The organism is Kitasatospora sp. NPDC002543 (genome assembly GCF_053594915.1).
Window position 1 is genome coordinate 1 of record NZ_JBSFWR010000174.1, and the last position, 9,023, is coordinate 9,023.

The following is a 9,023-nucleotide window of genomic DNA, read 5'->3' on the forward strand; positions in this document are numbered from 1 at the left end:
AGGTCTGGCAGTGGATCCACAACGGGGTCGTGCTGTCCGACACCGGCGAGAAGGCCACCGCGGAGCTGGTCCGCGCCCTGGTCGCCGGGGAGTCGCTCCCGTCCCGCTCCGTCGCTCAGATCTCCCGCAGGTACTCCGTCATCACCTGGAGGAACCGTTCCGGCTCCTCCAGGTTCGGCATGTGGCTCGATTCCTCGAACAGCTCCCAGCGCACGTCGCCGATCCGGTCCAGGAACGGCTCCAGGGTCGCGGGCGTCGCCTCGTCGTGGCGGCCGGAGACGACCAGGGTCGGCACGTCGATCCGGTCGCAGGCGTCCTCCACCGACCAGTCCTTCAGCGTGCCGACGACGTGGAACTCGCTCGGCCCGTTCATCGTGTAGTAGACGGTCGGGTCGTTGTACACCTCGTAGAACGAGGCGAGGTAGTCGCGCGGCCAGGGCGTCAGCCGGCAGACGTGGCGCTCGTAGAAGACCCGCATCGCCTCCTGGTACTCGGGGTCGCCGGTGGTGCCCGCGCTCTCGTGGCGGCGCAGCGTGTCGTCGACGCCGGGCGGCAGCTGGGCGCGCAGCTCCGCCGCCGCCCGGAGCCAGAGCGGGTACGAGGCGGGGGCGTTGGCGATGACCAGGCCGCGCAGGCCGGCCGGTCGGCGGCCGGCGTGGGCGGTGGCGAGCAGACCGCCCCAGGAGTGGCCGAACAGGACGTAGTCGCCGCCGATGCCGAGGTGGCCGATCAGGTTGTCGAGCTCGTCGAGGAAGAGCTCGGGGGTCCAGAAGTCGGCGCCCCGGTCCGGCAGGTGGGTCGATCCGCCGTTGCCCAGCTGGTCGTAGTGGACGACCGGGACGCCCGCCGCCTCCGCCAGCAGGGAGAGGTTGAGCAGGTAGTCGTGGGTGCTGCCGGGGCCGCCGTGGACGACCACGAGGGCCGGCCCGCCGCCGAGTTCGCCGGTGACCCGGTACCAGGTCTCGTGGTCGCCGAAGGGTGCGGTGGCCTTGGTCGTGGGAGGCGGGTTGGGAGGCAGTGTCGTCACGCCGTGAGGCTACGAGGGGGAGGTCGGCGGGCCTACCCCTAGGCACCCCAGAGGGGCCCCGGCCAGCCGGTTCACGCCCCTCCGCCCCGGATTAGGGGGACCGGCCCGGCCGTGCCGGCAGTACTGTCGGCACCGCAGAGGACGAGACCGGCGGACCGACGGAGGAGAGAGGCGTGAGCCAGGGCACGGCAGAGGCGTCGACGGGGCAGCCCGCGAGCGCGCCGGAGCACGCCCGGGAGGCGGCCGTCGGGGCCGTCGCCGCGCCGCCGGTCCCGCTGGAGGAGCGGCAGCGCCGGTTCAAGGCCGCCATGGGCCGCTACCCGAGCGGGGTCGCCATCGTGACCACCGCCGATGCCTCCGGCGCCCGGTGGGGGTTCACCGCCACCTCCTTCTGCTCGGTCTCGATGGCGCCGCCCCTGGTGCTGTTCTGCCTGGCGAAGTCGGCCCAGTGCCACCCCGCCTTCCTCACCGCCCGGTCCTGGGTGGTGCACGTGGCGGCGGCGGAGCAGGCGGAGCTGGCCCTGCGCTTCGCCACCCGGGACGCCGACAAGTTCGGCGGCCGGCGGATCACCCCGAGCACCGACGGGCACCCCGTGCTGGACGGCTCCTGCGCCGTCCTGGAGTGCACCACCCGCGACCGGTATGACGGCGGCGACCACACCATCGTGGTCGGCGAGGTGACGGACGCGCAGGTCCTCGGGGACCGGCCGGTCGTCTACTTCCAGCGGGACTTCCGCACGCTGTCGGCCCTCTGAGCCACCCGACGCCCCAGCGCCGGCCGCACCGGCCGGCGCCCGATCCGAGGAGCACCCGTGTCCGACACCGCCACCGCGGCGCCCGAGGCCGACGCCATCGCCGCCACCACCGAGACCGTCGAGGTCGTCGAGGAGGACCTCCTGGTCGAGGAGGTCTCCATCGACGGCATGTGCGGCGTCTACTGAGCCGGGAGACCGACGTGTTCGACGCGACCCGCCCCTACCGGTGTTCGCCCCGAGTGGCGCTGCGCCCCGAGCCGTTCGGGGCGCTGGCCTACGACTTCGGCACCCGTCGGCTCTCGTTCCTCAAGACCAGGCTGCTGGTCGACGTCGTCCAGGGGCTGGAGCGGGCGGCCGACGTGCACTCCGCCCTGGTCGCCGCCGGTGTCCCCGAGCCGCAGCGCGCCCCCTACCTGCGGGCGCTGGCCGGCCTGGCCGAGACGGGCGTGATCGAACCGCAGGACCACCACAAGGAAGAAGGCAGTACCCCGTGAAGCTGGTCGACCAGTTCGCCGCCGGCCTGGACAGCCCGATCTGCCTGACCTGGGAACTGACCTTCGCCTGCAACCTGGCCTGTGTGCACTGCCTGTCCTCCTCGGGCCGCCGGGACCCGCGCGAGCTGACCACCGAGCAGTGCAAGGCCGTCATCCGCGAGCTCCAGCGGATGCAGGTGTTCTACGTCAACCTGGGTGGCGGCGAGCCCACCGTCCGGCCCGACTTCTGGGAGCTGGTCGAGTACGCCACCGACCACCAGGTCGGCGTGAAGTTCTCCACCAACGGCGTGCGGCTCACGCCCGAGCGGGCCCGCTGGCTCGCCGCGAGCGACTACGTGGACGTGCAGATCTCCCTGGACGGCGCGACCGCCGAGGTGAACGACGCCGTCCGGGGCGCGGGGTCGTTCGCCACCGCGGTCCGCGCGATGGAGAACCTGGCCGAGGCCGGCTTCCGCGGTTTCAAGATCAGCGTGGTGGTGACCCGGGAGAACGTCGGCCAGCTCGACGAGTTCGCCGCGCTCGCCGCCCGCTTCGACGCCCAGCTGCGGATCACCCGGCTGCGCCCGTCCGGCCGCGGCGCGGAGGTCTGGGACCGCCTCCACCCCACCGCCGAGCAGCAGCGCGAGCTGTACGAGTGGCTGCTGGTGCACGGCGAGTCCGTCCTGACCGGCGACTCCTTCTTCCACCTGAACGCCCTCGGCTCCGGGCCGCTGCCGGGCCTCAACATGTGCGGCGCGGGCCGGGTGGTCGCCCTGATCGACCCGGTCGGCGACGTCTACGCCTGCCCGTTCGTGATCCACGAGCAGTTCCTGGCCGGCAACGTCCTGGAACCGGGCGGCTTCGCCGGGGTCTGGCGGGACTCCCCGCTGTTCCGGAGCCTGCGCGCGCCCCAGTCGGCGGGGGCCTGCGCGAGCTGCTCCGCCTACGACGCCTGCCGCGGCGGGTGCATGGCCGCCAAGCTCTTCACCGGTCTGCCGCTCGACGGCCCCGACCCCGAGTGCGTCCGCGGCCACGGCGACCTCGCCCTCACCACCGCCGGCGCGGTCCCCGCGCCCGCCCACGACCACTCCCGCCGGCGCCGCGCCCCCGTCCCCGTCACCATCGGCCGCCGTCCCGACCCTGCCACGCCGCCGACCGCCGCCCGCCCCTGCGACACCAGCCCCCTGGACCTCGCCGTCCGCTAGGGCCCGGGGCCCGGCTGCCGGAACGCCGGACGGGCCGCCTCCGCCGGGTGGCGGGGGCGGCCCGTCCGGCGTCCGCTCGGGGCGGTGCCGGGTCAGGCGCCGATGCTGCGCGGGTGGCGGAAGAAGTTGTCGCGGTCGTAGCGGCGCTTCACGTCGACCAGGCGCGGGTAGTTCTCCGCGTAGTAGGCCTCGCGCCAGTTCTCCAGCCTGGTGCTGGGGAAGTTGACGTAGGCGCCGCTGGCGATGCGGTCGAGGACCGTCGCGCCGGCGTCGACCCAGGCCGCGGCGGCCGGGCCGTCCTGGTCGTTGGGCTTGTCGAGCTCGGCGACGTAGCCCAGGACGTACAGGGCGTCCCGGTTGACGTAGGCGGTGTCGGTGCGGCCGACCCGGCTCACCTGGCCGCCGAGGCCCATGCAGTGCAGGAAGCGGCGCTGGCCGGCCCGGCGGTCGGCGTCGAAGGCCTGGACCAGGTCGGTGATGCCCGCCGCGCCCTGCCGCTCGGCGACGAAGCGGTACGCCTCCTGCTCGTAGGCGGTCCGCGGGAGCGTCGCGCCCGGCGTCTGGCCGACCCGGTGGCACTGGTCCTGGGTCAGCTCGCCGCAGTGGTAGACCTCCATCTGCGCCTGGGCGTAGGTGCCCTCGGCCACCACCCGGGTGAGGGGCGCGGCGTTGACCGCCCCGGCGAATCCGTCCAGGATCGCGTCCAGTTCGGCCTTCGGGCCCTGGTAGCAGCCGGTGAGCAGGACGGTCGGCGTGTTGCCGGGCGCCGCGTCGGGCAGCGCCAGGATGAAGGCGGAGCCGAAGCTGTCGGGGCCGTCGACGAGGGAGTCCTGCCACGCCGCGAACAGGCTCTCGGCCTTCGACCAGTCCCAGGTCAGGCTGAAGTAGACCTGGGTGGGGGCGTCGATCGGCCGGACCTCGAAGTCCACCACCACGCCGAAGTTGCCGCCGCCGCCACCGTTCAGCGCCCAGAACAGGTCGGGCTCGTTGCCGGCGGTGGCCCGGACGGTCCGGCCGTCGGCCAGCACGATCGTCTGGGCCACCACCCGGTCCGAGCCGAGGCCGAACTTCCGGCTCTGGTAGCCGATTCCGCCGCCCGGGATGAACCCGCCGGGGCAGACCGTGGCGCAGGTGCCGGCGACCACCTGCTTGCCGTACGGGGCCAGGGCGCTGAGCGCGTCGACCGACTTCGCCCCCGGGCCGATGTGCACCGTGCCGCCGGTCGCCACGGCCTGGTTCAGCCGGGAGGTGTCGACGACCAGGCCGTCGCCGGTGGACCAGCCGGAGAAGTTGTGGCCGCCGCTCCTGGTCCGCAGCCCGAGGCCGTTGTACTGCGCGAAGGAGATCGCGGTGCGCACGTCCCCGGGTGTCTCGCAGTACACGATGCCCTGCGGGGCGACCGCGTCGTAGCTGGCGATCTGGAGCTGCTTGGCCAGGTCGTAGCCCGGGTCCGAGGGCAGCACCAGGGAACCCTGGAGCCGGTTGCGCAGCCGCAGCCACTCGGTGGCCGGGGCGCCCCAGACCGGCGCGGCGGCCGAGCCGGCGCCGATCACGGCGGTGGCCAGGGCCAGTCCGCCTCCGCCGCGGAGCAGAGTCCGCCTACTGATCATGTTTCCCCCCTGCCGGGGGCCCGGCACCCGCGGTGCGCGGGGCCCCCGAAGCTCGAACGCGTTTCATCGAGAACGTATGTGCGCGTGATCCGGCCGGACCACCCCTAAGTCCCCCCTCCGAGCTGACGTGACGTCAGTCACGGGGCGAGCGGGCGCGCGAACGCACGGGAGCTCAACTCGGCTATGAGGAAGGCCAGTTCCAGCGACTGCTGGCTGTTCAGCCGGGGGTCGCAGGCGGTCTCGTAGCGGTCGGCGAGCGCGATGTCGTCGATCTCCTGCGCCCCGCCGGTGCACTCCGTGACGTCGTCGCCGGTGAGCTCGACGTGGATGCCGCCCGGGTGGGTGCCCAGCTCGCGGTGGACCTCGAAGAAGCCCTCGACCTCGTCGGCGATCGCGTCGAAGTGGCGGGTCTTGTAGCCGCTGGCCGACTCGTAGGTGTTGCCGTGCATGGGGTCGCACTGCCAGACCACCTGGTGCCCGGAGGCCGTGATCCGCTCCACGATCGGGGGGAGCACCTCGCGGATCCGCCCGCTGCCCATGCGGCTGATCAGGGTGAGCCGGCCCGGCACCCGGTGCGGGTCGAGCCGCTCGACGTACTCCAGGGCCTGTTCAGGGCTGGTCCCCGGGCCCAGCTTCAGGCCGATCGGGTTCGCGAGCAGTTCGGCGAGGGCGATGTGGGCGCCGTCGAGCTGCCGGGTGCGCTCGCCGATCCACAGGAAGTGCGAGGACAGGCCGTACAGCCGCGGCTCGCCGGCCGGGGAGCGGTCCACCCGCAGCAGCGCCTGCTCGTAGTCGAGCAGCAGCGCCTCGTGGCTGGCGAACATCTCGCCGGTGTCCGGGGTGTCGTGGCCGGCGCCCCAGGCCGACAGCAGGCCCACGCCGCGCTCGATCTCCAGGGCGAGCAGCTCGTACCGGTCGCCGACGGTCGAGGTGCGCACGAACTCCCGGTTCCAGTCGTGCACCCGCCGCAGGTCGACCGCGCCGTCACTGGTCAGCGTCCGCAGCAGGTTGAGGGTGATCGCGGAGTTGCTGTAGGCCCTGAGCATCCGCTCCGGGTCGGCCCGTCGGGCCTCGGGGGTGGGCTCGGGCGCGTTGACGATGTCGCCCCGGTAGACCGGCAGGCCCAGGACGTCCGTCGCGTTGGACCGCGGCTTGGCGTACTGCCCCGCGAGCCGGCCGACCTTGACGACGGGCAGGCCGGTCCCGTACGCGATCACCATGGCCATCTGCTGGAGCGTGCGGATCGTGCCGCGGACGTGCGACTCGGTGTTGCCGGTGAACGTCTCGGCGCAGTCCCCGCCCTGCAGCAGGAACGCCTCTCCCCTGGCCACCCGGGCCAGCCGGGCGCTCAGCCGGTCGATCTCGGCGGGCGAGGTGAGCGGGGGCGCGTCGGCCAGCACGGCCCGGACGGCGCCGGTCCGTTCCGGGTCCGGCCAGCTCGGCTGCTGGGCGGCGGGACGCAGCAGGGCGTCCGCCAGCCGTGCCCGCAGCTCCGTCGGCAGTTCGGTCGGCAGTTCCGGCGCGTCGAGCCGGCGCTGCGGCGGGTGCGTCATCGTTTCGGTCATGGGATCTCCGCCCGTCTGCTGGGTGGTTCTCGTGGGGTCTGCGGGGCGCCCGCCGGTGCCCCGGCCGTGCGGTACGGCCGGGGGACCGGCGGGCGTGGCGGTGCCGTGGGGGATGCCATGGCGGTGCCGCGGCCGTGGGGGGGTGCCGTGGCCGTGCCGTAGTGGTGCCGTCGGTGGTGCCGTGGCGGCGCCGTGGCGGTGCTCAGGCGGCGACGACGGCCGGCGAGAGCTGCTCGCGCAGGCTCGACAGCAGCGCCGGGAGCTGCGATCGCTCCCGGACGGCGCCGAACACGTAGAAGTCGGGGCGGACCAGGACGGCCGAGGCCGAGAGCTCCGCCAGGAAAGACAGGTAGACGCCGTCGACGTCGACGACGACCCGGTCGCCGCCCTCGCCGCCCTCGCCGCCCTCGCCGCCCTCGCCGCCCCGCCGCGGCGGCGTCGCGCCGGCCGGCAGCAGCCGCACCACCCGGCCGCCGAGCGAGTCGAGCAGCTCCCGCTGCCCGGCGTCGAGCAGGCCGTCCGGCTCCTCGGTGGTGAGCAGGACGAAGCCGGTGCCGACCACCGAGTCGAAGCGGTCGGTCACCTCGCCCTCGGCCACCCGCGCCTGCGGGCCGAGCTTCCCGGCCGGCGCCACCGGCTTCCCGGCCCCGTCCCGGTGCAGGAAGCCGTCGACCAGGGTCTCCAGCACCGTCTGCGGGCGGGCCAGGCCCAGTCCGCGCTGACGGCTGGCCATCATGACGGTGTCCCGGTCGGCGGCGGCCTTCGGATCCGTCATGCAGATCGCCCTGCCCAGGTTCACCGACATGGTGATGGCGTTCTTGACGTGCGGGCGCCGCTCGGCGTCGTAGCTGTCGAGCAGCCGCTGGTCGGCGCCGTCCCGCAGGACGAGGTCGAGCTTCCACGCCAGGTTGGCCGCGTCGCGCAGACCCGAGCACATGCCCTGCCCGGCGAACGGCGGCATCAGGTGCACGGCGTCGCCCGCGAGGAGGACCCGCCCGGACCGCCACCGGTGGGCGAGCCTGGCCTGGAAGACGTAGGAGGTGAAGCGGTCCAGCGTGGCGTTCTCCGGGCGGACGTCGCAGAGCTCCAGCATCCGCCAGGCCGTCTCCTCGGTGTTGAACTCCTCGGAGCTCTCCCCCGGCATCCGCATGAACTCCCAGCGCCGGTGCCCGGGCCCGGCCGACACGGCGACCCTGGGCCGGATCGGGTCGGCGAGCTGGAGGTTGTTGTGCTCGAACTCCCTGGGCTCGTGGAGCACCACGTCGCACACCAGCCACTCGTGCTGGAAACCGAAGTCGGTGAAGTCCGGCTCGAAGGTTCCGCGCACGAAGCTGTTGGCGCCGTCGCAGCCCACCACCCAGCGCGCGGTGAGGAGGCGCCGGTTCCCGGTGCCGTGCTCGACCGTGGTCAGCTCGACGGTGTCGCCGCGCTCCTCCAGCCGTACGGCCTCCTGGCCGCGCAGGACCCTCAGGTTCGGGAAGTCGCCGGCCCGCTCCGCGAGCGCGGCCTCCAGCCCGGGCTGGTACATCGACGTGGAGTCCGGCCAGCCGTTGCGCCGCAGGTCGTCGACGTCGAGCCGGAAGAGGATGTCCCCGGCGAGGTTGGTCACCGTGTAGTCGCGGGAGGACTCGCCGATCCGGTCGAAGCTGTCGCTGATCCCGACCGCGGCCAGGATCCGGGCCGCCTCGCCGTCGAACGCCACCGCGCGCGGCAGCCGGTACGGCTCCGGCCACCGCTCGACGACGGTGACCTGCCAGCCCCGCTGGGCCAGTTGGATCGCCAGGACCTGGCCGACCGGGCCGTACCCGACGATCAGGACGTCGGCGGTCTCCTCGGCGTTCGGCGTCGTCGCCCGGGCGGCGCCGCCCGCGTTCGTGTCGAAGTCGCTCATGCCAGCTGCTCCTTCAGGTGCTCGGCCAGCATCTGCGGGGTCGGCTGGTCGAAGAGGAGCATGGCCGGCAGGTCGAGGCCGGTCGCCACGTTCAGCCGGTTCCGCAGGTCGACCGCGGTCAGGGAGTTGAAGCCCACCTCGAAGAAGGGGGAGTCCGCCTCCAGCGCGTCCGCGTTCGGCTGCTCCAGGACGGCCACGGTGTGCGTGAACACCAGCTCCAGGAGCACCTGCACCTGCTCGGCCGACGGCAGTCCGGCGAGCCGCTGCTTCAGCGCCTCCGCCATCGCCGCGTCCGCTTCCGTTTCCACCATTTCCGTTTCCACCATGACCTCGTTGAGTTCGGTTGAGCCGTTCGTCGAAGACCTCGCCGCGGACGAGGACTCGAGCCAGTAGGACTTGTGCTGGAAGGCGTAGGTGGGCAGTTCCACCGCGCGGGCGCCGGTGCCCGCGAACACCGCCGACCAGTCGAGGCCGGCGCCCCGCACATGGAGCTGGGC

General features: G+C 73.5%; 9 protein-coding genes. 4 read left to right on the forward strand and 5 right to left on the reverse strand.

Annotation, left to right across the window (positions count from 1 at the left end; all coding sequences use genetic code 11):
* Window positions 1-115: 115 nt before the first annotated feature.
* Window positions 116-1,027 carry a proline iminopeptidase-family hydrolase gene (locus tag ACWD4P_RS36950; RefSeq protein WP_359830316.1) on the reverse strand — a complete coding sequence of 304 codons (912 nt, stop codon included), beginning with the start codon at window positions 1,025-1,027 and terminating at the stop codon, window positions 116-118.
* A gap of 173 nt (window positions 1,028-1,200) precedes the next feature.
* Here ACWD4P_RS36950 and ACWD4P_RS36955 point away from each other — a divergent pair, with 173 nt between their 5' ends.
* The 4 genes from ACWD4P_RS36955 to mftC are packed head-to-tail and all read left to right on the forward strand — an operon-like array spanning window position 1,201 to window position 3,460.
* Entirely contained in the window at window positions 1,201-1,782 is a 582-nt protein-coding gene (locus ACWD4P_RS36955; protein ID WP_449782654.1) for a flavin reductase family protein, read from the forward strand.
* A 57-nt stretch (window positions 1,783-1,839) separates the two neighbouring features.
* Window positions 1,840-1,968, forward strand: a complete 129-nt coding sequence (gene mftA / locus ACWD4P_RS36960) for a mycofactocin precursor MftA (protein WP_449782655.1) — start codon at window positions 1,840-1,842, stop codon at window positions 1,966-1,968.
* A gap of 14 nt (window positions 1,969-1,982) precedes the next feature.
* A complete protein-coding gene (mftB, locus tag ACWD4P_RS36965) occupies window positions 1,983-2,276 on the forward strand; it encodes a mycofactocin biosynthesis chaperone MftB (protein WP_359830309.1) in 294 nt (97 codons plus the stop codon).
* Window positions 2,273-3,460, forward strand: coding sequence for a mycofactocin radical SAM maturase (mftC, locus tag ACWD4P_RS36970; RefSeq protein ID WP_449782656.1), 1,188 nt, complete (start codon window positions 2,273-2,275; stop codon window positions 3,458-3,460). The genes mftB and mftC overlap by 4 nt, the downstream gene beginning before the upstream one ends.
* 92 nt (window positions 3,461-3,552) lie before the next feature.
* On the opposite strand, the gene ACWD4P_RS36975 is transcribed toward mftC, so the two are convergent.
* The 4 genes from ACWD4P_RS36975 to ACWD4P_RS36990 all read right to left on the reverse strand — a co-directional run.
* Window positions 3,553-5,070, reverse strand: coding sequence for an FAD-dependent oxidoreductase (locus ACWD4P_RS36975; protein WP_449782657.1), 1,518 nt, complete (start codon window positions 5,068-5,070; stop codon window positions 3,553-3,555).
* 137 nt (window positions 5,071-5,207) lie between these two features.
* Complete coding sequence (locus ACWD4P_RS36980) at window positions 5,208-6,635, reverse strand: class II 3-deoxy-7-phosphoheptulonate synthase (RefSeq protein WP_449782658.1); 1,428 nt, start codon at window positions 6,633-6,635, stop codon at window positions 5,208-5,210.
* A 202-nt stretch (window positions 6,636-6,837) separates the two neighbouring features.
* Window positions 6,838-8,526: a bifunctional 3-(3-hydroxy-phenyl)propionate/3-hydroxycinnamic acid hydroxylase MhpA gene (mhpA, locus tag ACWD4P_RS36985; RefSeq protein WP_449782659.1), complete on the reverse strand. Its 1,689-nt coding sequence runs from the start codon at window positions 8,524-8,526 to the stop codon at window positions 6,838-6,840.
* The coding region (locus ACWD4P_RS36990; RefSeq protein WP_449782660.1) for an acyl carrier protein at window positions 8,523-9,023 on the reverse strand (501 nt) is incomplete at its 5' end. The genes mhpA and ACWD4P_RS36990, both read right to left, overlap by 4 nt.